A 23,935-nucleotide genomic window follows, 5' to 3' on the forward strand; every position below is an offset into this window, starting at 1 on the left:
CAGTCGCTGCACTCTCGGCCTGCGTGGCGACCAACAAGAACGGCCGGTGCAGTGCACCGGCCGTCGTCGTTTGCGGCGCCTGGAGACGGCGCCCGGTCGATCCGTTGTCAGCAAGCAGGCGCTTACGCCTGCGCGACGGCCTTTTCCACCGACGGCGTGCGCCAACCGCTGCGCACACCCCAGAGGTAGAACACCGCGCCGACCACCGCGACCACGGCCAGATCGGTGCCGTAGCTGAGGTAGCCATGCCCGCCGAAGTCGCTGCTGCCGGCCCAGGACAGCAGCGCGATCGTCGGCAGGTAGCAGATCATCCAGGCCGCGCCCTTGAGGTTGCGCCCAAGATCCGGCCAGCCCTGCTTGGCCTGGTAGTAGCAGTACACCGGCAGCGCCACGACCATCAGCAGGATGATCTCGCCGGTCAGCGGCCAGCGCGCCCAGTACAGCAGCTCGGTGGCCATCACGAAGGCCACGCCAGCCAGCACCGGCAGCGCGGCGATGCGCAGCGGACGGTGCAGTTCGGGCGCATGACGGCGCAGCGCCATCGCGCTGATCGGGCCGGTGAGGTAGGAGATGATGGTCGCCACCGAGATCACCGCCGCCAGCGTGCCCCAGCCACGGAAGAAGAACAGGAACACGAACGACACCGCCAGGTTGAAGAACATCGCCATGCGCGGCACGCCCCAGACCGGGTGCAGTTTGCCCAGCACCGACGGCATGGTGCCGTTCTTTTCCATGCCGTAGACCATGCGCGCGGTGGTGGCGGTATAGGTGATGCCGGTGCCGCTGGGGCTGACGAACGCATCGATGTACAGCAGCATCGCCAGCCAATGCAGGTTGACGATGATGGCCAGCTCGGCGAACGGCGAACGGAAGTCGATGCCGTGCCAGCCGGCCTTGGCCAGCAGGTCCGGCGGCACCGCGCCGATGTAGGCCACCTGCAGGATCACGTAGACCACCGTGGCCAGCGCGATCGAGCCCAGCACCGCGAAGGGGATGCTGCGGCCCGGGTTGCGCGCTTCACCTGCCAGGTTCACCGGGCTCTGGAAGCCGTTGAAGCTGAAGACGATGCCGGCGGTAGCCACCGCGGTAAGCACCGCGGCCAGGTCGATCACATGCGCATCGCCGTGGATGCCGACGCTGAAGTTTTCGCTGTGGAAGCCGCTGGCGATCAGGGCCACGCCGGTCGCCGCCGGCACCACCAGCTTGAACACGGTGATCAGGGTATTGGAGCGCGCGAACAGCTTGACGCTCCAGAAATTGAGGAAGAAATACACCAGCACCAGCACCGCCGAGATCAGCAGGCCGGGTACCGACAACTCCCCCGCCCCGCCGGGTGCCTGCACATACAGGCCCTGCGCCCAGGCCCACGGCCAGGACGCCATGTACTGCACCGAGGCCTCGGCCTCGACCGGGATCACCGAGACGATCGCGATCCAGTTGGCCCAGCCGGCGATGAAGCCCACCAGCGAGCCGTGCGAGTAATGGCTGTAGCGCACCATGCCGCCGGACTCGGGGAACATCGCGCCCAGTTCGGCGTAGGACAGCGCGATGGTGGTGATGATCGCCGCGCCCAGGATCCAGGCCCAGATCGCACCGGGGCCAGCCAGGCCAGCGGCGCGCCAGGCGCCAAACAGCCAGCCGGAACCGATGATCGAGCCCAGGCCGGTAAGCATGAGGGCGAAGGGGCCAACGTCGCGGCGTAGCGATTGTTCGGACATGAGAGCCTGACTGTGAGGACGCCGTGAACCGGCAACAAGCCGGCAATGATCGCAGAAGCGGCCGCTGATCGTCAGTGCGTATTCAGGCTTGCGTCCGGTTGCGCCCTGCCTCACGACAGGGATGAAGCGTCGTTGCGCCGGTTCCGGCGTCAGACGCCCGGCTCAGCCATGGCAATCGGCGCCGGGCGCGCTGGTATCCACGCAGGTGCGCGCCTGACGCGGGATGCCGTGCAGTTCGCGCACCTGCCCGGGTGCCAGCGCAAAGCTGTCCAGGGTCCTGCGTGCGCAGGCCGGCGTGCCCGCGGCCTGCCCGGCGGCAGACGCAGCGCAGTGGTCCTCGTAGACCAGGTAATGGCAGCGGCCGCTGCTGCTGGCCAGGCAGTGCACATTGAGATCGGTGGCAGTGGCCAGGGTCTTGCTGAACAGCACGTCCTGGCCATTGCTGGTGGCGCGGGTGATGGAGGTGGTGCCGTTGCGGTCGTGGCAACCGGCCAATGCCAGCAGGCAATACACGAGGGAAGCGATCAGGCGCATATCAGCAATCCTTTCAGTCGATGCGATCGGGGGAATTACATGCCGCGGAACAGGCTCATGAAGGGCTGGCTGACGGTGAGCGTTTCGCTGCGCCCGCGCAGCGCCAGCCGGCCCTTGCCGGTGTCCTCGCGCACCACCGAGGCGACCGCCTTCATGTTGACGATGGTGGAGCGGTGGATCTGCTTGAACACCTGCGGGTCCAGCACGTCGAGCAACTCGCGCAGCGGCGTGCGCAGGATCGCCTCGCCGGCGGCGGTCATCACCGTGGTGTATTTCTGATCGGCCTGGAAATACGCCACCTCGTCCAGCGCGATCAGGCGCGTTTCGCGGCCGCTGCTGGCGGTGAGCCAGGCCAGCGTTGGCGCGGCGCTGGCGGCGGCAGGGCGCGCGGACAGGCGCTGCAACAAGGCCTCCAGCAGCTGGCCGTCCGGCTGGCCGGCGGCGGCGCGCTGTTGCACGCGCTGCCAGGTGGCCTGCAGGCGCTCGCGGCTGATCGGCTTGAGCAGGTAGTCCACCGCGCCGTGTTCGAACGCATCGATGGCGTACTGATCGTAGGCGGTGACGAACACCACCTGGGTGCGCGGGCTGACTTCGCGCAGTGCACGCGCCACCTCGATGCCGGTGAGCCCGGGCATGCGGATATCCAGGAACACCACATCGGGCTGCTGCGTGGCGATGGTCTCCAGCGCGCTGGCGCCGTCCTCGCATTCGCCCACGATCTGCAGTTGCGGGCACACCTGCGCCAGCAGGGTCAGCAACGATTGCCGCAGCAGCGCCTCGTCTTCGGCGATCACCGCACGCAGCGCGCTCATGCCTGCACCTGTGTGGCATGAATCTGCGCAGCGGGCACCGGTGGCGGCATGATGGACGCGGGCAGCGGCAAGGTGATGGTGGCGGCCACACCGCTGGGGAAGTTGGACACGATGGCAAAGCTGGCCCTGCCGGCGTAGATCAGCTGCAGCCGCTCGCGCAGGTTCTTCAGGCCGATGCCGGTGCCTTGCGTGTGCGTGCTGAAGCCCTGGCCATCGTCGGCCACGGTCAGCGTGGCATGGTCGTCGATGCGACGCGCCAGGATCCACACCGTGCCGCCGCCGGGCTTGGGTTCCAGCCCATGCTTGATCGCATTCTCCACCAGGGTCTGCAGCATCATCGAGGGCAGTTGCAGCGCGCGCAGCTCGTACGGCACCTCCACCTGCAGCGCCAGCCGCGTGCCCATGCGGATGCGCAGGATCTCCAGGTAGGCCTGGGTGCGCTCCAGTTCCTCGCCCAGGGTGGAGATGGCCCCGTCGGCGCTGGGCAGCGAGCTGCGCAGGTACTGGATCAGGTGGCCGATCATGATGTCGGCGCGCGGCGGGTCGGTGCGCGCCAGTACCTGCGCACTGGCCAGCGTGTTGTAGAGGAAGTGCGGCTCGACCTGGGCATGCAGCAGATTCAGGCGTGCCACGGCCAGCTCCTTTTCCATCACCGACTGCTCGGCCGCGGCCTGTTCGTCGCGGCGCTGCTCGCCGACCCGCCGCACTACCGCGCGGTTGATCGCCTCGGCGTTCTCGTAATTGCTGCCTTCGTCCACCGCAAACAGGTCCACCCAGGCGCCGGCGTCGGGCTCGCACAGCACGGTGACGCTGCTGGTGCCCTGCCCTGGCGTGATCGTCACCAGCACCTGGTTGCGCTTGATCGCAAAACGCGCGAACAGGTTCCAGCGCGAGGGCTGGCGTCCTTCGTAGGGGTCGATGCGACGCACCTTGGCGCGGATCAGCAGGCTGCCGGGCGCGCACTCGATGTCCTGCACGCGTGGCAGCACGCGCACCGCCTCCTCGACGACGGCGAAGCTGGCCTGCACGTCCAGCGGCACTTCGATCTGGCGCCGCTGGCGGGTCGACAAGGTGTCGTGATCCAGCCGCCCGGCGATCAGGCGCACCCGCCGCACATGGGTGATCGCACTCATCAGGGCCAGGGTCAGCAGCACCACGCAGATCAGCCCGAAGAACGCGCCGGTGGAGCCGAACAGCTGCGCCCACATGATCCCGGCCACCACCAACGCCGCGGCCCAGGCGAACACGATACGTACGATCAGGAAAACGCTGGCAGACACGGGTGGCGACTCGTCGGGTTGGGACGCGGCGAGCATAGCCGGCAAGCGATCGGACGAAAGCCCCGGGCGACGAATGGCCGTCAGCGCGGCCCCAATTGCCCGGATCGCGGTGCGAAACCCGGCCCGGCCGGCGATGGCAGGCGCTGACGCGCGCGGTATGCTCCAGGTCCGCAAGCGGCGGCCACCGGGCGTCGCGCGCGGCGACGCAGCTCCCTGGCTTCTACCGATGCTGCGTGGCGCGCGCGGCGCGTGGCCGGTCGCGCTGGCGCCGTGGTCCCGATCATCTCCTCCACACCGCTCAGGAGTCGCATGCACCGTCGTCATTTCCTGCACAGCGCCGGCCTTGCGCTTGCGGCCGCTTCCACCGGAAGCTGGGCCGCGACCGGCAAGGCGGCCGCTGCGCCGTCTTCGCCATTGCCCGCCATGCCACCGGGCGCCCTGCCCGAGCAGTTCGCCGCAGCGCTGCCGCTGGCACCGATCCGTGCGTCCGTCGATCGCATCATCGCGATCAACGGCTGCACCCGCCCGTTCCGTGCGCAGGGGCCGCGGATCGAGGCCGAGCGCATCGGCCGCAAGACGGTGGTGCACAACTATGGACATGGCGGCAGCGGGTGGTCGCTGTCGTGGGGCGCGGCCGAGCACGCGCTGCGGCTGGTGCGCGCGGCCGATGCGGATGTGCGCGAGCTGGCGGTGATCGGCTGCGGTGCGATCGGGCTGACCACCGCGCTGGTGGCGCAACGCGCGGGCCTGCGCGTGCGCATCTATGCGCGCGAGCGCCTGCCGGACGTGCGCTCGTTCTACGCCACCGGCGTGTGGTCGCCGGACTCGCGGGTGTGCACCAGCGAATATGCCAGCGCCGATTTCAGGACCCGCTGGGAAGAGATGGCGCGCATCTCGTTCCGCCGCTACCAGACCCTGCTGGGCCTGCCGGGCGAGCCGATCGAATGGCGCGATGGTTACGCGCTGTCGGATGTGCCGTTCGACCAGCCGAGCACATCGGCCGAAGCGCACGAGCCGGATTACCCGCCGCTGGAGCGCGAACTGCTCGACGATCTCGGCCCGCGCTCGCAGCCGGTCGCCCCCGGCAGGCATCCGTTTCCGGTGCCGTTCGTGCGTCGTTACAGCCAGTTGACCTTCAACCTCAGCGCCTATGCGCGGCTGCTGATGGACGACTTCCTGCAGGCCGGCGGCGAGCTGCAGACGCGCAGCTTCGAGCATCCGCGCCAGTTCGGCCAGTTGCGCGAAAAGATCCTGGTCAATGCCACGGGCTACGGGGCGCGTGCCTTGCTTGGCGACGACAGCGTCATCCCGGTGCGCGGGCAGACCGCGCGCCTGATTCCGCAACCGGAAGTGACCTACGGGCTGGTGTGGCGCGGCCACAATCTCAACGTGGTGCCACGCCGCGATGGCGTGCTGGTGCAGGCGCAGGGTGCCAACGATTTCAACAACCCCGACCCCACGCCGGATCACGCTGCATCCGCAGCGGCGGTCCGCGAGCTGGCGCGGCTGTTTCCTCAGGCCTGAGTCGCCTTGCCTGCGCGCTGCAGTCAGGACTCGCCGAGCGAGGCCTGCAGCGCGCGAGCCAGTGCGGCATCGCCGCTGACCAGCTCGTCCCAGCGCAAGGTCACGCCGTTGCGGCGGCCTTTTTCGACCAGCTTCAAGCCCTGCGGGTCGATGATCAAGGTGTAGGCCTGCTCGCCGATCTGCAGCTCGCGGCGTAGCGGTTTGTCCAACGGCGTCATGGCAGCCTCCGGGGCAAGGACGAGCCATCGGTTGTAGCGCATCGGTCCGCAACGGCGTGCATCCTCCGCCCGTCCATGCTGCACGGTGCCGATACTGGCGCGAATCGCCGGCCTGCCCTCTGCGCAAGGTGGGTGCGTGATGCGGCAGGTAGCGCATTCACCATGCGCGGTGCACGGGCGCAGCTTGAGAAAGTGCCCCTGTCATTTGCAGCGCGGCCCCGCCACGCGGCCCCACCACGCGGCGCCATCGCATCGGCGACCGCGTGTGGCCGGCGCAGCGTACGGCACAGGTCGCCATCGCATCGGGATCACCGCATCCACCAATTGCGCTAACACGCCGACAGCTAGCGTAGCGACCATGCGAGACAGCGTGCATGTGCACGGCCCAACGCTGCATGGCACGCGTCATGGCAGGCAGCGTGCCGTCGAGGCGATGCAACTGCTGGCTCGCGCGCATCGAAGGGCAAGACCCACACCCGGTGCACCGCATTGTTCATCCATCCATTCATCCCCTAGGAGCCGCCCATGGCGATCAAGACAATTGAAGAGCTTTTCGTCCACGAGCTGTCGGACATCTACAGCGCAGAAAAGCAGTTGACCAAATCACTGCCGCGTCTGGCACGCGCAGCAACCGAACCCAAGCTGGTGGAAGCGTTCAAGCTGCACCTGGAAGAAACCCAGGGCCAGATCGAACGCATCGACCAGATCGTCGAACTGCTCGGCATCAAGCTCAAGCGCATCAAGTGTGCCGCGATGGAAGGCCTGGTCGAGGAAAGCCGTGAGGTGATCGATGAGATCGAGGAAGGTCCGGTACGCGATGCGGCGCTGATTGGCGGCGCGCAGAAGGTGGAGCATTACGAGATCGCCTCGTACGGCACCATTGCAGCGATCGCAAAGCAGCTGGGCTACACCGATGCGGTCACCTTGCTGCTGTCCACGCTGGAAGAAGAAAAAGCCACCGATGAAAAGCTGACCCTGCTCGCCGAGCAAGGCGGCAATCAGAAGGCATCCAAGCCCAGCAAGGCGGCCTGATGCATTGCGCAGGCGGCGCTGCCGCCTGCGTTTGCCTGCATCCCGCAGGCAACCCCCACCCGTAGCCAGCCTCAGGTTTCTGCGCGCATGCCGCGTTGCAGTTGTCGCCGGGCGCCAGCCAGGAAACATGACCCATGTTCATGCATAACAAGCGTTTGATGTACACCGTTCGCGTTGCCGAACCCAATCCGGATCTGGCCACGTTGATGCTCGAGCAGTTCGGCGGGCCGCAGGGCGAGCTTGCCGCGGCGATGCGGTACTTCACCCAGGCACTGGGCGAAAACGATCCCGGCCGCAAGGACCTGTTGTTCGATATCGCCACCGAAGAACTGAGCCACCTGGAAATCATCGGTTCGATCATCGCCATGCTCAACAAGGGCCCGAAGGCCGTGTTGTCCGAGGGGATGGAAGAGGCCATGGAGATGCGCTCCATGACCCAGAACAGCACCAGCCACACCCAGCAGATCCTGTACGGCGGCGGCCCGGCGCTGGTCAATTCCAGCGGCGTGCCGTGGACCGCGGCCTATGTCGATTCGATCGGCTGCCCGACCTCGGACATGCGCTCCAACATCGCTGCCGAAGCCCGCGCCAAGCTGGTCTACGAGCGCCTGATCACCGTCACCGATGACCCGGGCATCGTCGATGCGCTGCGCTTTTTGATGACGCGCGAAGTGGCGCATCAGAAATCCTTCGAGAAGGCGCTGTACGCGATCGAACCGAACTTCCCGCCGGGCAAGCTGCCGGGCGACCCGCGCTTCACCGACGTGTACTACAACATGTCGCAGGGCGAAGGCGATACGGTCGGCCCCTGGAATGCCGGCGAGCAGTGGGACGTGGTGGAAGACCGTGAGCTGCAGTCCGCGGTGGACGGCGGCGATGGCTCGGCCACGGTCACGCTGGATGCAACGCAGACCGAAGCACTGGATGCGATGTCGCTGCGCCTGCTCTCCAACCCGGAGCTGGATCGGGTGACCGGTGCAGACCTGGGCGCAGGCCCGGGGGCCGGCTCCACCACTGGCGACATCCAGCGCTGATCGTCCTCGACAGCGATTGCTGAGATTAGCTCGGGTCGTTCGCGACCCGGGCTTTTTAATGCGCGACGTACCTTCCGTTGACGGTCCTGCAGGTGGCTGTTGCCGCATCTGGGCACATCATCTGCCACGACCACGCACTGCAGCTGGCGCGCCAAGGGATCCCGACCCGTGTGCAACGCGTTACCGAACGACAAAAAAAGAGGCCCACCGGGCCTCTCGTTGTCACTGCCTGCCACCACGCCTCACACCGGCGCGGCCTGTCGGGCCTGCGCATCGGTGGCCCACTCGGGCCGCACGTCCGCCGCGGCGGTGCAACGCTCCAGCCGCCAGGGCAGGAGGTGACGCATCGCCTCCTCGCCACTGCGCTGCAGCCACTGCGTGGCATCGCCGTCGACGCATAAGGGACGCTGTGTCGGCAGGCTGGCCGAGGACGCGACCAGCAGTGAGAACCCCATCTGCAGGCGGCCGCCGATATCCATGACATTGCGCAGGCCTGCGGCGTACAGCGCCCCCCCGTCCTGGCTCAACCAGGTTGCCGAGGTGGCGCCATCTGCCGATGCGGTGCAGACGAATCCGCACAGCGGGATCAGGCAGCGCTGGGTTTCCCAGATGGCGAGGTCGACCCGCCCCAGCCACTCCGGCTCCTGGGTATTGATCGAGCGCTGCTGTCCCGGCGCACGTCGACCGAAGGTTGCACGCTCCTCGCGTCTGCCGCCACGGTCGGCAACCAGAATGTCGGCATCGGCACCGACACCGATCTCGACCCAGGCATTGCTCGCAACGCGGCCTGACAACTGAAGGATGCGCGTAATCATGTTGACTCCACTGTGCAGCTTGATGACAGCAGCAGCTACGCACAATACGCGCCAAGTTTTTCGATCCCGCACATAGGCGTCCTGCAACGGTCTTGGATGACGGCAGCGGCAGCGGCGGCGCTGCGAGGTGCGAATTGGTCGCAAACATCTGCACGCACGCGCAGGATTTTCCGTGCGGGTGCGTGGAGGTGCACTGCATTCGCACATCGGCACCGTAGCGCCTGCCAGCGTGCGCAGAGACTGCACGCACGCGTGCGCTCGGCTATGGATCGTGCAGCGAGGTCAGCGGCAACTGGATCTCGCATTCCAGGCGTGTATCGCTGAGCTCGTAACGCGTCTGCGCGCCATGGCTGTACGGCAGGGCTTTTTCGATCAGGCGGCGGCCGAATCCGCTTGCCTGGTCGCGATCGTTGCGTCGTTGCTGGCTGGCGCCTTCTTCGGTCCACAACAACACCAGGCGCGTCGAGGCGTCGTCGTTGGTCACCACTTCCCAGCGCACCGACAAGGTGCCGGTCGCTACCGCCAATGCGCCATGCTTGAGTGCATTGGTCGCGAGCTCGTGCAGTGCCAGCGCCAGCGTCTGCACGGTGGACTTGCGCAGTGCCACCTCCGGGCCGTCCACCACGATGCGCCGTTGGTCGGGCTCGGAACCGAGCGCATCCAGCTCCATGCGCAGCAATGCGCCGATGGTGGTGGGCGCGTTGTCCGACTGCGACAACAGCCCTTGCACGCGCGACAACGCCGAGAGCCGGTCGTCGAACCTGCCGGCGAATTCCGGCATGCTGTGGCTGGTCTGTACGGTCTGCTTGGCGACCGACTGCACCACGGTGATCAGGTTGCGGGTGCGATGCTGCAATTCGCTGACCAGCACGCGCTGCTCATCCTGCAGGCGGCGCAGGTTGTCCGATTCGGTGGAGGTTCCCAGCCACTCCAGCACCTGGCCACGTTCGTCCAGCACCGGCGCGCTGCGCGTATGGAACCAGCGGTAGCGGTGCTCGGCTGCATTGAACAGGCGGTGCTCCACGTCCAGCCCGCCGGTGCGCGCACTGTCGTGCCAGGCATTCAAGGTCAGCTCGCGCTCGTCCGGATGCACTGCCTGTAACCAGCCCAGCTCCAGGCTCTGCCCATCGTGTTGCCCGGTATAGCTGGACCATTGCGGGCTGGACCAGGTCCAGCGGCCGCCATCGCGCGAACGCCACACCAGTTGTGGAATCCCCTCCATCAAGGTACGCAGGCGCTGCTCGCTGCTGCGCAACGCGCGCTCGGCGCGCGTCAGCGGGGTGACATCCATGAAGGTCAACACCGCGCCGCCGATGAAGTTGTTGACCGTGCGGTATGGCAGCACCCGCACCATGTAGCGGGCACGCGTGGCGGGGTTTTCCACTTCGCGATCCAGCACCGCCAGCGTGCGGATCACCCGGCGCACATCGTCCTGCAGTTCGTCGTAGGTCACGTGCAGCTTGATGTTGCTGATCGGCCGGTGGATATCGCTTTCCACCAACGGCAGGATGTCGGTCACTGCGGGGGTGAAGTTGGTCACGCGCAGCTCGTTGTCCAGGAACACGGTGGCGATCTGGGTGCTTTCCAGCAGGTTCTTCAGGTCGCTGTTGGCATGCGCCAGTTCCTGCACGCGGTGGGCCAGCTCGCCGTTGACCGTGGTGACTTCCTCGTTGACCGACTGCAGCTCTTCCTTGGAGGTTTCCAGTTCTTCGTTGGCGCTCTGCAGTTCTTCGTTGAGCGACTGGTATTCCTCGTTGGAGGACTTGAGCTCTTCGTTGGTGCTCTCCAGCTCCTCGATCATCGACTGCAGCCGCTCGCGGGTCATGCGCAGCTCGTTCTCCAGCGCCTGCACATGTGCGTTGTCGGACACGGTGTCTTTCGGCGGCGCCAGCTCGGCCAGCTCACGCGCTTCCACTTCCTGGAACAGCACCACGTAGCCGCGCGGCACCTCCGAATCCGAGGTCGGCTCCACGAACAGGTCCACCGCCAGGGTCGCCGCATCCTCGTGCATCTGGATGCCCTTGGCCTGCACCGGCGTCATGTCCGCTTCGGCACGGCCGAGCGCGCTGCGCAACTCCAGCCGCAGGTCGCGGTGAACGAGGTTGAGCAGGTTGAGGCTGGGCGCGCCGCCGCCGGGACGGATGAAGCGTCCGGCCTGCGAGGAGAAATGCAGCACATCGAAATGCTCGTCCAGCACCGCATAGGCCGGCGCGTAGCGGTCGGCGATGCGCTCGCCGGCAAGCACCAGTGCATTGCTGACGCTGCGCTGCTGGCGGCTTGCCGCCGGCGCGTGGCCGTCCAGTCCGGGCGCGGACGACGGGAAGGGGGCATGCATGCGGCTGTCGGCATCGATCTTCTGGAACACGCGGAAGCTGCGCTCCACCGGTGCGAACAACTTGGCATGCCGCGAGACGTTTTCGGCATTGCCCAGGAACAGGTAGCCGCCCGGCTTGAGCGCAAAGTGAAACACCGGGATCACCCGGTTCTGCAGCTCGGCATCCAGGTAGATCAGCAGGTTGCGGCACGACACCAGATCCAGCCGCGAGAACGGCGGGTCCTTGACGATGCTGTGCTGCGAGAACACGCACAACTCGCGCAGCTGCTTGCTCACCACATAGGTGTCGCCTTCCTTGACGAACCAGCGCTGCAGGCGCTCCGGCCCCACATCGGCGACGATGCTGGACGAATAACGCCCCACCCGCGCAATGGCCAATGCCCGCCCGTCGATGTCGCTGGCGAAGATCTGGATGCGTGGCGCCACGTCCAGCGTCTGCGCATGCTCGCGCAACAGCATCGCCAGCGAATACGCCTCTTCGCCGGTGGAACAGCCCAGCACCCACACGCGCAGGTGGTCGCCCGGCTGCTTGCCCTGGAACAGGCGCGGAATCACCTGCTGCTCCAGGAACTCGAACTCGCGGCGGTCGCGGAAGAACTGGGTCACGCCGATCAGCAGATCGTTGAACAACAACAGCGGTTCGTCGAAGCGGCTGCGCAGCTGCTCCAGATACTGCTCCAGCGTGTCCGCCTGCACCACCTGCATGCGGCGCTGCACGCGGCGCAGGAACGTGGCGCGCTTGTACCCATGGAAATCGTGGCCGGTGGCATTGCGCAGGATGCTGGCGACCTGGCTGAGCTGATCGTTCTCGCTGCCGTTGCGCACGCCCACCGGTGCCGGATGACCGAAGCGATGGTGGCGCTGCATGTGTGCGGCGATGCGTGCGGCCACCCGCGGCAGCGGCAGGATGTCGTCGCTGATGGCGGCCGGGTTGCCGGCATTGCGCAGATCCATGCCGTGCAAGGACGGGTCGTCCACCGCCAGCGCCAGGCCGCCACACTCCTTGATGGCCGCGGTGCCCAGCGTGCCGTCGCCATCGAAGCGCCCCATGATCACGCCGATCACGTTGCCGTCCTGGTCATGCGCCATCGAGACGAAGAAGCTGTCGATCAGGCCGTGATCGCTGGCGTCCTCCAGCGGGCGCAGCCGCAACCGCCCTTCTTCCAGGGTCACCAGCGTCTGGCTGGGCGGCAGGTAGATGCGTCCGGGATGCAGCGCATCGCCATCTGCGGGTGCCAGCAGCAGACTGGATTGCGGGCCGAGCAACTCGCGCAGGCGCGACTCGTCGAGCAGGTGACGATCGCGCAGCAACAGCATGATGACCAGATTGGGCGCGCCGGCCACTGCGTCGAGCAGTTCGGCCAGGCGCGTGGCGTCCAGGCCGTCGGCACCAACACCGAGAATGAACAACGGCGGTGGCGCCATGGCATCGGGCGCAGTGGCCGCTGCGGTGTCGTCGCAGGAGGTGTCGTCGTCTGTCATTGCAGCCATCGCATCAACGGCGCCGGGTGTCAGGCGCAATCGTCAATGATGGCGTAAACCTGCCTCTACCGCTACGCGGCGTCTGAGCGGTACAGGCACTGCACGCGATGGGTCTGGAAGCGCCTGCTTACGCGCGGCCTTAACCGACACGGCGCGCACTATGGCGTGCGCGTCGCCGGACCGCGCCATCGCGCGAGGAATTCCCATGCTGGACAATCCACTCAACGGACTTCGCATCCTCGTGGTCGAGGACGATTACCTGCTGGCCGAATCGCTCAACGACCTGTTGGTGGAGGCAGGCGTCTGCGTGCTCGGACCGGTGGGCAATGTGCCCGAGGCGCTGTCGCTGGTGACCTCCGGACAGGCCATCGACGGCGCATTGCTCGACGTCAATGTGCGTGGCCAACCGGTGTTCCCGGTGGCCGATGCGCTGCTGCAGCGCGGGGTACCGTTTTCGTTCTGCTCCGGCTACGACCGCTACACGCTACCGCCGCGGTTTGCGCACCTGTCGTACTGCATGAAGCCCTACAACCCACGCACGATCACCGCGCTGCTCAGCAGCCAGACCCAACCGGCCGAGCATTACTGATCGGTGCCGTCGGTGGACACCGCACCGTCCTGGCGCAGGGCGCGCTCTTCCTCGCCGAGCTGGTTGAGCAACTCCACCGCCGACTGATGGGTGGCACGCAAGGTCTCCATGGGCTTTGAGGTCTCGCTGCGTAATGCATACAACGCAAAGCCCATCACGTTGAGGCGGTTGCGCAGCTGATGCAGCAGCTCGCGCCGCCGTCCATGCGATGCGTCGCTCACTTACGCGTCCTTGTCGCTGAGCCTGTTGTGCAGCGTGCGCACGCTGATCCCCAATTCGCGCGCCGCCGCCTTCTTGTTGAAGCGCGTGCGCGCCAGTGCCGCCTCGATCATGGCGTCCTCGGCCTGGCGCATGGTCCACCCCGCCGGAATCAGCAAGCCGTCTTCGTCGGCCTGCGGCACGGTCTGCACCACATCCGGCGCGCTCAACAGGTCGCCGTCCGAGCGCAGGTACAGGTAGCGGATGAACGAGCGCAACTCGCGCACGTTCCCCGGCCAGGTGTGGTAGGCCAGATAACGCAGCAACGATTTGGTCGGCAGCTTGCGGGTGCCGTACTTGACGTTGAGCTCGTCGATCACGCGCAGGCCCAGCAGACGCGCATCGCCGCGACGCTCGCGCAGCGGCGGCACCTGGATCGGGTATTCGTTGAGCCGGTAGAACAGATCCTCGCGCAGCACGCCGTGCTCGCGTTGCACATGCTGGTGCGTCGCCGCGACGACCCGCGCGTCCAGCGGAATTTCCTCGCTGCCGCCCACACGCATGAAGCTGCGCGACTCGATCGCGCGCAGCAGGTAGACCTGCAGCCGGGTCGGCATCTCGCCGATCTCATCCAGGAACAGCGTGCCATCTGCTGCCTGCTCCAGGAACCCGGCATGCCGACGATCGGCACCGGTGAAGCTGCCACGCTCGTGGCCGAACAGCTGGCTGGCCAGCAGTTCCTCGGGAATGGCGCCGCAGTTGACCGGCACGAAGCGACCACGCCGGCCGGAGACCCGATGGATGGCGCGCGCGACCAGGTCCTTGCCGGTGCCGGTTTCGCCGGTCACCAGCACATTCAGATCGGTCGGCGCCACGCGCACGATGTCCTTGCGCAACAGCACGATGCTGTCGCTGTTGCCGATGATGCCCAGGTTGCCCTGCTGCGCCTCACGCAGGCCGCCGAGCACGCGTTCCAGCCGTTCGGGCGCGAACGGTTTGGTGAGGAACTCGCTGACGCCGAACTGCTGCGCGCGGCCCTGGGTTTCGTAGGCGTAATCGCCCGAGACCACCACGATCTGCGGCGTGTGATCCGGGTCGAGCCGTTCGATGAGATCGAAACCGCTGCCGTCGGGCAGGCCAACATCCACCACCAACAGGTCGGGAAAGTTGCTGTCCAGCCAACGGCTGGCTTCGCCAAGGGTGTGGATGCCCTTGGCACGGAAGCCGCTATCGGTGGCTAGCTCAACCACCTGATCGCAGAACTCCACGTCGTCGTCGATGATGGCGCAGGAAAGACGGTCCATGAGCGCTTCTGTCCGCAATGACTAATACATGTTCAGTTGAGAATTGTGACGGCGGCGCGAAAAACGCGCCTGCACGCCACCACGAAAATCGCACATCGCTGTCACGGCCGTCCGGCCACCTGGCGCTCGCTTCCCCAGAGTCGAGCTCGCCGTAGAAGTTTGCCCGAAGTACGCAGGGCAACGCGGGATTACGCCAGTGCCAAGCGTCACGGTTGGGGTCGGTCGACGCGTCGAATGCGTCGAAACGCCAAACAGCGCAAGCTTTGTTGGGAACAAGCTTTGTTGGGAATAGGAGCGCGGCCTGCGTGCGGGCACGGCTGGACCGAGCTGCTGGATCAGCTCGCTTGCGCCGTGATGTGGCGGCGAGGCGGTTGAGGGGCGATGAAGCGAGCCGAGACGCTGGTTGCAGCGTCGCGCAACCGCGGCTTCAGGGCCAACGGATGCAAGCCGTGATCGCGAGATGTGACCGCCAGCCTACGCGGCAGGCGTAGAGACGGTGTGCATGGATCCGCCACGCCAGCGCCATGACGCGGCGCGCGCCTGCGTGCGCCGGCATGACGGACGCCGCAATTGCAGCATTGCCCGTGACTCAGCGCTTTTCTGAGCCGTCTGGACGTTCGTAGTCGTGTTCAGGGTCGGCCTTGTTCACATCGCGGTCTTCGTCGGGCATGTCGTGGACCTTCCACTCCACATCCTCGTTGCGCTGTTCCTGCGGCGTAAACGGCTTTTTCTGATCATCGTTCGGACCCCACGGCTTTTTCGGTTCACTGCCCATCGTCGTTCTCCTGCGTTGTGGTCATGAGCCCACGCTAGGCCGGTGCGCATTGCAGAGCAGTGAACAAAGCTGCGCGGTGGTGTGAAGCAAGCGGCGCGCGCGCCAGCGGCGGCGGTGGCACCACACACGCCGCCGACATCGCCTAGCCCGTGTGTTTACGTTTGCGTGCGCACACTGCTGCATCACAGTGATGCGTCATCTCGTCAGGAGACAACAATGCCCGTACCCAACTACCCCCGCCCGCCGTTCAAACCGCAGCAACAGGGTTTCCCCGGGCGTACCGAAAAGATGGACCCGCGCCCGGACCATGGCGAAGACAGTTATGTCGGCCACGGGCAGCTCACCGGCAAACGTGCGTTGATCACCGGCGGAGACAGCGGCATCGGCGCGGCCGTGGCGATTGCGTATGCACGCGAGGGGGCCGACGTGGCAATCGCCTATCTTCCCGATGAGCAGGAAGACGCCGCCAAAATCGGCGCATTGATCGAGAAGGCCGGCGTCAAGGCGTTGCTGGTGGGCTGCGATATCAGCGACCCCGCCCAGGCCGCTGCATTGATCGACAAGGTCAACAGCACCTTCGGCGGCCTGGACATCCTGGTCAACAACGCCGGCTACCAGCAGTATTTCGACAAGTTTGAGGACATCACGCTGGAGGAGTGGCGCAAGACCTTCGACACCAACGTGCATGCCGTGTTCCATCTGGTGCAGTTGTCGGTGCCGCTGATGACCGACGGTGGCTCCATCATCAACACCGCCTCGGTGCAATCCAAGAAACCGACGCCGAACATCCTGCCGTATGCCGCCACCAAGGGGGCATTGGCCAACCTGACCATTGGCCTGGCCGGCGTGCTGGCCGACAAGCACATCCGCGTCAATGCGGTATTGCCGGGTCCGATCTGGACGCCGTTCATTCCCGCCGGCATGGATGAGGAGTCGGTGGAAAACTTCGGCGGCCAGACACCGATGGGGCGCCCCGGGCAGCCGGTCGAGCTGGCATCGGCGTACGTGATGCTGGCAGCCGATACCGCCAGCTACACCTCGGGCACCTTGCTCACCATTGCCGGCGGCGCCGTCACGCTGTAACCCGCCCAACGCCGCACCGCATCGTCAAGCCCGCCTGGCGTCCCTAGCCAGGCGGGCTTTTTCGTTGCCGCAGCGTGCGCTTGCAGTGCCCGGGGCGATGCACTGCGCGCCGCCAGCAACACGGCGCGCGTGTCCACCGACCCACAGTCACGGTGAGGTTTCGGTCAAGGCCACACTCGCGCGGCACGCACCCACCACTGTGCCTGCTCTCACGGCCGCACTCCTACCGTGGGTGGCGTTGGACCGTGATGCCCCCCCTTCTTCTCGCCCAGAGCTGCCCGTCACCCATGCGTGGCGCAGGAGCAGTGCACTGCCGGCGCGATGACGTCACGCAACACGCATCGAAACGTGCGACGTGGTGCATCCGCGCCATTGAGAGGCCGGCGCGTGAGCGCCCTCCACAAGGCAGACAATCAATGAGAATTCTGGTCACTGGCGGCACCGGCTATATCGGCTCACACACCTGCGTCGAATTGGCACTGCGTGGCCACCAGGTGTGCATTGTCGATAATTTGAGCAATTCCTCCGAGCGCGTGCTCGACCATCTGCAGCACCTGATGGGGTTTCGCCCGGACTTCCATCGCATGGATGTGCGCGCACCCGAGCTGGGCACGCTGCTGGCTGCAAGGAAGATCGAGGCGGTGCTGCATTTTGCCGCGCTCAAGGCGGTGGGCGAATCGGTGCGCGAACCGTTGCTGTACTTCAACAACAACGTGACCGGCACGCTGGCACTGCTGCGCGCGATGCGCACCGCCCAGGTGAGCACGCTGGTATTCAGTTCCTCGGCCACCGTGTATGGCGATGCCAACACCAGCCCGATCCGGGAGGACGCGCCGCTGAAGGCGAGCAATCCCTACGGGCGCACCAAGCTGATGATGGAGGAGATGATCGCCGACCTCAGCGCGGCCTGGCCGGAATTCAACGCGGCGCTGCTGCGCTACTTCAACCCGGTCGGTGCGCATCCCAGCGGTTACCTGGGCGAAGACCCGCGCGGCGTACCGAACAATCTGATGCCCTATATCGCACAGGTGGCGGTCGGTCGCCGCGATGCGCTGCAGGTCTTTGGCGACGACTACCCCACTGCCGACGGCACCGGCGTGCGCGACTACCTGCATGTGATGGATCTGGCACGCGCGCACGTGGATGCCATCGACTACCTGCAGCGCGAGCGCACCGGCCTGGTGGTGAACCTGGGCACCGGGCGCGGCTACAGCGTGCGCGAAGTGGCTGCCGCATTCGAGCGCGCCAGTGGCCGGCGCATACCGCTGCGCATTGCGCCGCGTCGCGGCGGCGATGTGGCTGTGTACTACGCCAATGCCACGCTCGCCCATCGCCTGCTCGGCTGGAAGGCCGAACACGACCTGGACCGCATGTGTGGCGACGCCTGGCGCTGGCAGTCCATGCATCCGGACGGCTATGCCACCTCGCGCCTGCGCACGTCGCGCACACCGGCACCGGTGCCGGACCCCGAGCTTGCGCGCGACGCAGGTGCGCCGGCGCGCTGCCTGTTGCCGGCTGCCGAGGGCCGCCGGCGCAGCGAACCTGCACGCACGCTGGTCCCGACGGACCGTCTGTCGCGCGCCTGAGTGGCGCGCATTCCTTTTTTTTTCAGCGAGGTCATTCCATGAGTTGGGCTGGTCAGTTCCACGACGACATCGGCAAGAGCCGCCGAGCCGTTTCCTCCGACAGCGTGCCGCAGTTCGATCCGGCACGCACTACCCTGTTGTGCCTGTCGCATCTGCGCTGGAGCTTTGTCTACCAACGCCCGCAGCATCTGATGTCACGCTTTGCCGGCGACTGCAATGTGCTGTTCTGGGAAGAGCCCATCGCCTGCGATGAATCCGAACCCTGGCTGCAGCTACGCGGCGAAGAAGGCGGCCTGCATGTGCTGGTGCCACGCCTGCCGGCCGGGTGCACGGGCGAGGATGCGGTGCAGGCGCAGCGCCAGTTGCTGGATGGCTACCTGGCCGAGCTTGGCGTGGGCGACCTGCTGCTGTGGTACTACACGCCGATGAGTCTGAGCTTCAGTGCGCATCTGCGTGCGCGCGCGATCGTCTACGACTGCATGGACGAGCTGTCGGCATTTGCCGGTGCGCCACCCGAGCTGGTACAGCGCGAGCGCGAACTGCTGCAACGCGCCGACGTGGTGTTCACCGGTGGCTACAGCATCTGGGAAGCCAAGCGTGCACTGCACGCCAACATCCATGCCTTCCCCAGCAGCGTGGACGTGGCGCATTTTGCCGCCGCACGCCAGCCGCAGCAGGAACCTGCCGACCAGGCCGCCATCCCGCACCCGCGCCTGGGCTTCTATGGCGTGATCGACGAGCGCTTCGACGTGGCCCTGCTGCGCGATATCGCCAGGCAGCGGCCGCAGTGGCAGTTCGTGATGATCGGGCCGGTGGTCAAGATCGCCGCGTCCGACCTGCCGCAGGCCGCCAACATCCATTATCTCGGTGGCAAGACGTATGACGCGCTGCCCGGCTATCTGTCCGGTTGGCACGTGGCGCTGATGCCGTTCGCAATGAACGCCTCCACCCGTTTCATCAGCCCGACCAAGACCCCGGAATACCTGGCCGGCGGCTGCCCGGTGGTGTCCACGCCGATCCACGATGTGGTGCGCACCTATGGCGACACCGGCGTGGTGCGCATTGCCGACACCGCTGCGGCCTTCGTGGCCGCCTGCGAGGCCGCGCTACGCGACGGCAGCGACCGCGCGCAGCTGCTGGACACCGCCGACCAGGTGCTGGGCGAGATGTCCTGGGACCACACCCATGCCTTGATGCAGGAGAAACTCACGTGGAAGCAATGACACCGTCGGGCACCGTCCCGCTGGCGAGCACGCGCGTGCTCGGCGGCACCCGGCGCGGATTCGACTACCTGATCATCGGCGCGGGCTTTGCCGGTAGCGTGCTGGCCGAGCGTCTGGCCGCAGGCCTGGGCAAGCGCGTGCTGGTGGTCGACCGCCGCCCGCATATCGGTGGCAATGCCTACGACTTCCATGACGACGCCGGGGTGCTGATCCATCGCTACGGCCCGCATATCTTCCACACCAATGCGCAGCGCATCGTGGATTACCTGTCCAGCTTCACCCAGTGGCGGCCCTACGAGCACCGCGTGCTCGCGCAGGTGGGCGAGCAGCAGGTACCGATCCCGATCAACATGACCACCTTGAACCGGCTCTACGGCCTGCAGCTCACCACCGAGGATGCCGCTGCCGCATTCCTGGCCAGCCGCGCCGAGCCGGTGGCCGACATCCAGACCAGCGAGGATGTGGTGATCAACCAGGTGGGCCGCGAGCTGTACGAAACCTTCTTCCAGGGCTATACGCGCAAGCAATGGGGCCTGGATCCGTCGCAGCTGGACAAATCGGTGACCTCGCGCGTGCCCACCCGCACCAACGACGACGACCGCTACTTCACCGACACCTTCCAGCAGATGCCGCTGCACGGCTATACGCGCATGTTCGAACGCATGCTCGATCACCCCAACATCAAGGTGATGCTCAATACCGACTACCGCGAGATCCGCGACGAGCTGGACTACGACCAGCTGGTCTACAGCGGCCCGGTGGACGAATACTTCGACCACTGCTACGGCAAGCTGCCGTATCGCTCGCTCAGGTTCGAACACAGCACCGTGGATCAGGAGCACTTCCAGTTGGTGGCCACGGTCAACTACCCGGCCGAAGCTGTCGCCTACACACGCATCACCGAGTACAAGCACCTGACCGGCCAGCAGCATCCCAGGACCAGCCTCACCCGCGAGTATCCTTCGGCCGAGGGCGACCCGTATTATCCGATCCCGCGCGCGGAAAACGCCGAGCTGTACCGGCGCTACGAACGGCTGGCCGCCCAGACGCCCAATGTCACCTTCCTGGGGCGGCTGGGCACCTACAAGTACTACAACATGGATCAGGTCGTCGGCCAGGCGCTGGCCTTGTTCAAGCGCATCGAAGACGCCGAGCACCAACGCCGCGCCGAACTGATGGCCTGAGCGGCCGGATCTCACCCGGCAGGGTTGCGCTGCGGTGATGCGAAGCGGCGTTCCAGGCCGGCGTGGCGTGTCAATCACATTTCATTGTTCCGCCGGCAGTGCGGCGAAGATGCAGCAGGACCCCAGATGCACAGCCCCACAGTGTTCGACAGTTTTTTCATGGCGGGCTTCGAGTGTTCGACCCATCGCCGGCGCGATGGCCGCCGGCTGGATCTGATCGCCGGCACCCGGCACGACCGCTGGGCGGAAAACGACTATCGCGCCGTGTCCGCGCACGGCATGCGTACCGCGCGCGATGGCCTGCGCTGGCACCTGATCGAGCAACGGCCAGGGCAGTACGACTGGTCCAGCTTCCTGCCGATGCTGCATGCCGCCAATGCCGCCGGCACCCAGGTGATCTGGGATCTGTGCCACTACGGCTGGCCGGACGATGTGGATATCTGGACCCCGCAGTTCGTCGATCGTTTCGCGCGGTTTGCTGCCGCGGCGGCGCAATGCGTCAAGAACGCAAGCGATGCCGTGCCGTTCTACGCGCCGATCAACGAGATCTCGTTCTGGGCCTGGAACGGCGGCGACCACGCGCGCATGCATCCGAAGGCGCGCGGGCGCGGCTTCGAGCTCAAGCACCAGCTGGTACGCGCCACCATTGCCGCGATCGACGCGGTGCGGCAGGTCGAACCGCGCGCGCGCTTCGTGCAGGTGGACCCGGCCATCCATGTGGCCGCCGCCAACGACCGCCCCGGCCCGCGCCGGGAAGCCGAGCGCCTGCGAGTGGCGCAATTCGAGGCCTGGGACATGATCTGCGGCAGGCAGTGGCCCGGGCTGGGCGGCGCGCCGCAGTATCTGGACATCGTCGGCCTCAACTACTACGCAGACAACCAGTGGTATCTGGGCGGTGCGCCGATCCCGCGCACGTCTCCCGACCACCGCCCGCTCTCGGCGATCATGGACGGGTTCTGGCAGCGCTATCAGCGCCCGCTGATCCTCTCCGAAACCGGTGCCGAAGGCGACAAACGCGCCGGCTGGCTTGCGCACGTCGCCAGTGAAGTGGCACTGGCCATGCAGCAGGGCGTGCCGATGGAGGGGATCTGCCTGTATCCGGTGCTGGACTATCCGGGCTGGGACAACTACCGCCATTGCCCCACCGGCCTGTTCGGCTATGCCGACGAACACGGGCAGCGCCCGCTGGACGCCGGGCTGGCCGGGCAGTTACGCCGCGAGCACGAACGCTTCGGCCTGCGTGTGCCGCAGCGGGCGCTGGCCGACATCGATACGTGAACACCATCGCGCAGCCCGCGCTGTTGCCGGACACGCCTGCGCGTTTTCTATGGCATTACATTCGCCAGCGGCCCTGGCACTTTGCCGGCTTGCTGCTGTTGATCGTCGGCGCTGCCGGCTGCGCGGTCTCGGTGCAGTACGGCATGAAGGTGCTGGTCGATGCGATGGCAGGCGACCAACGGACCGAGGCCGAGGTCTGGCTGCCGCTGGGCGTGTTCATCGGCCTGATCGCCATCGAAAACCTGCTGTGGCGGCTGGGCGGCTGGCTGGGCTGTCGCACCGTGGTGGCCAGCGTGGTGGACATCCGCGTGGATCTGTTCCGCCACCTCACCGGCCACCCGATGCGGTATTTCAGCGAGCATCTTGCCGGCGCGCTGGGCAACCGCATCACCGCACTGGGCAGCGCGGCCGGGCAGATCTATGGCGGGCTGGCCTGGAAGATCGTGCCACCGGTCGTGGACTTCATCGGCGCCATCGTGCTGCTGCTCACGGTGGACTGGCGCATGGCCGCCACCCTGGTCGGCTTTATCGCGGTGGTGGCGGCCATCATCACCAGCTTCGGCATCCGCGGCCGCGCCAAGCATCAGCGCTTTGCCGCGCAGGCCGCACGCGTGGGCGGCGAGCTGGTGGATGCGGTGTCCAATGTGTGGACGATCAAGGCGTTTGCGGCGCGCGATCGCGAAAGCGCGCGGCTGGCCGGGCAGATCGGCGACGAGGCGGTCGCCCATCGACGCAGCTGGATGTATGTGGAAAAGGCCAGGGTGATCCACGACATCTGCCTGTCGGTGATGGCCGGCGGCATGCTGATCTGGGCGATCAGCCTGTGGCGCGCCGGCACGGTGAGCGCCGGCGATGTGGTGCTGGTCAGCGCGTTGACCTTCCGCATCCTGCACGGCTCGCGCGACCTGGCGCTGACGCTGGTGGACACCACCCAGCAGCTGGGCGCCATCGCCGACACGCTGCAGATCATCCTGCAACCGCATGCCATCGTCGATGCGGACACACCGCTGGCGCTGGCGCAGGGCGATGTGCGCTTCGAAGATGTGTGCTTTGCCTATCCGCAGCGGGCGGCCGTGCTGGACGGGTTGACCCTGCATATCCCTGCCGGCCAGAAGGTCGGCATCGTCGGGCCTTCCGGTGCCGGCAAGTCCACCCTGATCGCCTTGATCCAGCGCCTGGACGATGTGCAATCCGGACGCGTGCTGATCGATGGCCAGGACATCCGCAGCGTCAGCCAGGACAGCCTGCGCGAAAGGATTGCGGTGGTGCCGCAGGAGACCGCGCTGTTCAATCGCAGCATTGCCGACAACATCCGTTACGGCCGCCCGGAGGCCAGCGATGCGCAGGTGCAGGACGCCGCGCGGCATGCGTTCTGCGATGGCTTCATCCGGCAGTTGCCGCACGGCTACGACACCCAGGTCGGCGAACGCGGGGTCCTGTTGTCCGGGGGTCAACGCCAGCGCCTGGGCATCGCGCGCGCCTTTCTGAAGGACGCGCCGATCCTGATCCTGGACGAGGCCACCTCGGCGCTGGATACCGAGTCGGAAGCGGAAATTCAGGCCGCGCTGAATCACCTGATGCGCGATCGCACGGTGCTGGCGGTGGCGCACCGCCTGTCCACGGTGATCGGCTTCGATCGCATCGTGGTGCTGCAGCACGGCCGCGTGGTCGAAGATGGCAGTCCCGCGCAGCTGCGTGGACACGGTGGCGTGTTCGATGGCCTGTGGCAACGCCAGGCCGCGGGATTCGAGCAGGCGGCGCCTGACGCGTGATGACGACCGTGTTGCGACGAGGTCTCCCGGCAACGGCTGAACCTGCGGCCTGCGGCGTACATGCGCGATGCGCGCCGCGCTTGCCCACAACGGCAACAGGCAGCCGAAGCTGCCTGTTGTCCGTGTTCACCGCATACGCTGCGGTGCGCGATCAGCGAT

20 protein-coding genes are annotated in these 23,935 nt (G+C 66.5%); 10 read left to right on the top strand and 10 right to left on the bottom strand.

Annotated elements, in window-relative coordinates; all coding sequences use genetic code 11:
- Window positions 1-122 precede the first annotated feature (122 nt).
- The 4 genes from H7A87_RS17165 to H7A87_RS17180 all read right to left on the bottom strand — a co-directional run bounded on the left by H7A87_RS17165 (window position 123) and on the right by H7A87_RS17180 (window position 4,344).
- Complete coding sequence (locus tag H7A87_RS17165; protein WP_104583200.1) at window positions 123-1,718, bottom strand: APC family permease; 1,596 nt, start codon at window positions 1,716-1,718, stop codon at window positions 123-125.
- 162 nt (window positions 1,719-1,880) lie between these two features.
- Window positions 1,881-2,252, bottom strand: a complete 372-nt coding sequence (locus tag H7A87_RS17170) for a hypothetical protein (RefSeq protein WP_119128265.1) — start codon at window positions 2,250-2,252, stop codon at window positions 1,881-1,883.
- A gap of 35 nt (window positions 2,253-2,287) precedes the next feature.
- Window positions 2,288-3,064, bottom strand: a complete 777-nt coding sequence (locus H7A87_RS17175) for a LytTR family DNA-binding domain-containing protein (RefSeq protein ID WP_119128264.1) — start codon at window positions 3,062-3,064, stop codon at window positions 2,288-2,290.
- Window positions 3,061-4,344, bottom strand: coding sequence for a histidine kinase (locus H7A87_RS17180; protein ID WP_119128354.1), 1,284 nt, complete (start codon window positions 4,342-4,344; stop codon window positions 3,061-3,063). The genes H7A87_RS17175 and H7A87_RS17180 overlap by 4 nt, the downstream gene beginning before the upstream one ends.
- A 309-nt stretch (window positions 4,345-4,653) precedes the next feature.
- Between H7A87_RS17180 and H7A87_RS17185 the strand changes: the two genes are divergently transcribed.
- Window positions 4,654-5,868 (top strand): FAD-dependent oxidoreductase, encoded by a 1,215-nt coding sequence (locus tag H7A87_RS17185; RefSeq protein WP_119128263.1) that lies wholly within the window; start codon window positions 4,654-4,656, stop codon window positions 5,866-5,868.
- Between the two features lie 23 nt (window positions 5,869-5,891).
- Here H7A87_RS17185 and H7A87_RS17190 read toward each other — a convergent pair whose 3' ends face one another.
- Window positions 5,892-6,086: a hypothetical protein gene (locus H7A87_RS17190; RefSeq protein ID WP_104583196.1), complete on the bottom strand. Its 195-nt coding sequence runs from the start codon at window positions 6,084-6,086 to the stop codon at window positions 5,892-5,894.
- Between the two features lie 525 nt (window positions 6,087-6,611).
- Between H7A87_RS17190 and H7A87_RS17195 the strand changes: the two genes are divergently transcribed.
- Together H7A87_RS17195 and H7A87_RS17200 are read left to right on the top strand one after the other, a co-directional pair.
- A complete protein-coding gene (locus H7A87_RS17195) occupies window positions 6,612-7,118 on the top strand; it encodes a ferritin-like domain-containing protein (protein WP_104583195.1) in 507 nt (168 codons plus the stop codon).
- Window positions 7,119-7,252: 134 nt separating this feature from the next.
- On the top strand, window positions 7,253-8,152 hold the full coding sequence (locus H7A87_RS17200; RefSeq protein ID WP_119128262.1) for a manganese catalase family protein: 900 nt from the start codon (window positions 7,253-7,255) through the stop codon (window positions 8,150-8,152).
- Window positions 8,153-8,394: 242 nt separating this feature from the next.
- On the opposite strand, the gene H7A87_RS17205 is transcribed toward H7A87_RS17200, so the two are convergent.
- Together H7A87_RS17205 and H7A87_RS17210 are read right to left on the bottom strand one after the other, a co-directional pair.
- Complete coding sequence (locus H7A87_RS17205) at window positions 8,395-8,967, bottom strand: hypothetical protein (protein WP_104583193.1); 573 nt, start codon at window positions 8,965-8,967, stop codon at window positions 8,395-8,397.
- Between the two features lie 262 nt (window positions 8,968-9,229).
- Window positions 9,230-12,784 carry a CheR family methyltransferase gene (locus H7A87_RS17210; protein WP_180496781.1) on the bottom strand — a complete coding sequence of 1,185 codons (3,555 nt, stop codon included), beginning with the start codon at window positions 12,782-12,784 and terminating at the stop codon, window positions 9,230-9,232.
- A 205-nt stretch (window positions 12,785-12,989) separates the two neighbouring features.
- On the opposite strand from H7A87_RS17210, the gene H7A87_RS17215 reads away from it, so the two are divergent.
- The gene (locus tag H7A87_RS17215) at window positions 12,990-13,373 is read left to right on the top strand and encodes a hypothetical protein (protein ID WP_104650179.1); all 384 of its coding nucleotides are present in this window, start codon (window positions 12,990-12,992) and stop codon (window positions 13,371-13,373) included.
- Here H7A87_RS17215 and H7A87_RS17220 read toward each other — a convergent pair.
- The 3 genes from H7A87_RS17220 to H7A87_RS17230 form a co-directional block, all read right to left on the bottom strand.
- Window positions 13,367-13,594 carry a hypothetical protein gene (locus H7A87_RS17220; RefSeq protein WP_166765855.1) on the bottom strand — a complete coding sequence of 76 codons (228 nt, stop codon included), beginning with the start codon at window positions 13,592-13,594 and terminating at the stop codon, window positions 13,367-13,369. The two genes, H7A87_RS17215 and H7A87_RS17220, sit on opposite strands and share 7 nt — an antisense overlap.
- Window positions 13,595-14,875: a sigma-54 dependent transcriptional regulator gene (locus H7A87_RS17225; protein ID WP_104583191.1), complete on the bottom strand. Its 1,281-nt coding sequence runs from the start codon at window positions 14,873-14,875 to the stop codon at window positions 13,595-13,597. It lies immediately after the preceding gene.
- A gap of 589 nt (window positions 14,876-15,464) precedes the next feature.
- On the bottom strand, window positions 15,465-15,650 hold the full coding sequence (locus H7A87_RS17230) for a hypothetical protein (protein WP_119128261.1): 186 nt from the start codon (window positions 15,648-15,650) through the stop codon (window positions 15,465-15,467).
- Between the two features lie 216 nt (window positions 15,651-15,866).
- Here H7A87_RS17230 and H7A87_RS17235 point away from each other — a divergent pair, with 216 nt between their 5' ends.
- The 6 genes from H7A87_RS17235 to H7A87_RS17260 all read left to right on the top strand — a co-directional run bounded on the left by H7A87_RS17235 (window position 15,867) and on the right by H7A87_RS17260 (window position 23,776).
- A complete protein-coding gene (locus tag H7A87_RS17235; RefSeq protein ID WP_119128260.1) occupies window positions 15,867-16,733 on the top strand; it encodes a glucose 1-dehydrogenase in 867 nt (288 codons plus the stop codon).
- Window positions 16,734-17,149: 416 nt separating this feature from the next.
- Window positions 17,150-18,319 carry a UDP-glucose 4-epimerase GalE gene (gene galE / locus H7A87_RS17240; RefSeq protein WP_104650178.1) on the top strand — a complete coding sequence of 390 codons (1,170 nt, stop codon included), beginning with the start codon at window positions 17,150-17,152 and terminating at the stop codon, window positions 18,317-18,319.
- 38 nt (window positions 18,320-18,357) lie between these two features.
- Window positions 18,358-19,542, top strand: a complete 1,185-nt coding sequence (locus tag H7A87_RS17245) for a glycosyltransferase family 1 protein (RefSeq protein WP_119128259.1) — start codon at window positions 18,358-18,360, stop codon at window positions 19,540-19,542.
- Window positions 19,539-20,726, top strand: coding sequence for a UDP-galactopyranose mutase (glf, locus tag H7A87_RS17250; RefSeq protein WP_180497044.1), 1,188 nt, complete (start codon window positions 19,539-19,541; stop codon window positions 20,724-20,726). Before H7A87_RS17245 ends, glf begins: the two co-directional genes overlap by 4 nt.
- Before the next feature lie 126 nt (window positions 20,727-20,852).
- Window positions 20,853-22,004, top strand: coding sequence for a beta-glucosidase (locus H7A87_RS17255; protein WP_119128257.1), 1,152 nt, complete (start codon window positions 20,853-20,855; stop codon window positions 22,002-22,004).
- Window positions 22,001-23,776 carry an ABC transporter ATP-binding protein gene (locus H7A87_RS17260; protein WP_119128256.1) on the top strand — a complete coding sequence of 592 codons (1,776 nt, stop codon included), beginning with the start codon at window positions 22,001-22,003 and terminating at the stop codon, window positions 23,774-23,776. Before H7A87_RS17255 ends, H7A87_RS17260 begins: the two co-directional genes overlap by 4 nt.
- The last annotated feature ends 159 nt before the right edge of the window (window positions 23,777-23,935 follow it).

Source organism: Xanthomonas sp. CPBF 426, from assembly GCF_903989465.1.
GTDB classification, from domain to species: Bacteria; Pseudomonadota; Gammaproteobacteria; order Xanthomonadales; family Xanthomonadaceae; genus Xanthomonas; species Xanthomonas euroxanthea.

What these genes read in the sequence shown, in the direction of transcription:
- H7A87_RS17165 (WP_104583200.1), bottom strand. Translation starts at nt 1,718, where the DNA reads ATGTCCGAACAATCGCTACGCCGCGACGTTGGCCCCTTCGCCCTCATG.
- H7A87_RS17170 (WP_119128265.1), bottom strand. Translation starts at nt 2,252, where the DNA reads ATGCGCCTGATCGCTTCCCTCGTGTATTGCCTGCTGGCATTGGCCGGT.
- H7A87_RS17175 (WP_119128264.1), bottom strand. Translation starts at nt 3,064, where the DNA reads ATGAGCGCGCTGCGTGCGGTGATCGCCGAAGACGAGGCGCTGCTGCGG.
- H7A87_RS17185 (WP_119128263.1), top strand. Translation starts at nt 4,654, where the DNA reads ATGCACCGTCGTCATTTCCTGCACAGCGCCGGCCTTGCGCTTGCGGCC.
- H7A87_RS17190 (WP_104583196.1), bottom strand. Translation starts at nt 6,086, where the DNA reads ATGACGCCGTTGGACAAACCGCTACGCCGCGAGCTGCAGATCGGCGAG.
- H7A87_RS17195 (WP_104583195.1), top strand. Translation starts at nt 6,612, where the DNA reads ATGGCGATCAAGACAATTGAAGAGCTTTTCGTCCACGAGCTGTCGGAC.
- H7A87_RS17200 (WP_119128262.1), top strand. Translation starts at nt 7,253, where the DNA reads ATGTTCATGCATAACAAGCGTTTGATGTACACCGTTCGCGTTGCCGAA.
- H7A87_RS17205 (WP_104583193.1), bottom strand. Translation starts at nt 8,967, where the DNA reads ATGATTACGCGCATCCTTCAGTTGTCAGGCCGCGTTGCGAGCAATGCC.
- H7A87_RS17210 (WP_180496781.1), bottom strand. Translation starts at nt 12,784, where the DNA reads ATGACAGACGACGACACCTCCTGCGACGACACCGCAGCGGCCACTGCG.
- H7A87_RS17215 (WP_104650179.1), top strand. Translation starts at nt 12,990, where the DNA reads ATGCTGGACAATCCACTCAACGGACTTCGCATCCTCGTGGTCGAGGAC.
- H7A87_RS17225 (WP_104583191.1), bottom strand. Translation starts at nt 14,875, where the DNA reads ATGGACCGTCTTTCCTGCGCCATCATCGACGACGACGTGGAGTTCTGC.
- H7A87_RS17230 (WP_119128261.1), bottom strand. Translation starts at nt 15,650, where the DNA reads ATGGGCAGTGAACCGAAAAAGCCGTGGGGTCCGAACGATGATCAGAAA.
- H7A87_RS17235 (WP_119128260.1), top strand. Translation starts at nt 15,867, where the DNA reads ATGCCCGTACCCAACTACCCCCGCCCGCCGTTCAAACCGCAGCAACAG.
- galE (WP_104650178.1), top strand. Translation starts at nt 17,150, where the DNA reads ATGAGAATTCTGGTCACTGGCGGCACCGGCTATATCGGCTCACACACC.
- H7A87_RS17245 (WP_119128259.1), top strand. Translation starts at nt 18,358, where the DNA reads ATGAGTTGGGCTGGTCAGTTCCACGACGACATCGGCAAGAGCCGCCGA.
- glf (WP_180497044.1), top strand. Translation starts at nt 19,539, where the DNA reads ATGACACCGTCGGGCACCGTCCCGCTGGCGAGCACGCGCGTGCTCGGC.
- H7A87_RS17255 (WP_119128257.1), top strand. Translation starts at nt 20,853, where the DNA reads ATGCACAGCCCCACAGTGTTCGACAGTTTTTTCATGGCGGGCTTCGAG.